Below are 225 nucleotides of genomic sequence, written 5' to 3'. Positions count from 1 at the left end.
CACGGCAACAATCGCCGGCAGGTCTTGCGGACCGCAGCGGTTCAACTGGTCGACGATGCTTTCCGCCAGATCGCAAAGCACCGGCCTGGCGAACAGCGTGGCCAGCGGCAGCTCGACACCGACGGCCTGCGGCAACCGGCTCATCAGCTGCACGGCCAACAGCGAGTGTCCGCCGAGTTCGAAGAAGTTGTCGTGGCGTCCGACCCGCTCGACCCCGAGAAGCTC

1 protein-coding gene is annotated in these 225 nt (G+C 66.2%); it reads right to left on the bottom strand.

From position 1 onward, the window contains the following. A partial coding sequence (locus AC0L2A_RS36620; RefSeq protein WP_473613054.1) for a phosphopantetheine-binding protein occupies positions 1–225 on the bottom strand: 225 nt, incomplete at both ends.

The organism is Mesorhizobium sp. WSM4844, from assembly GCF_055811775.1.
This window is presented reverse-complemented; position numbering and strand designations above follow the sequence as displayed.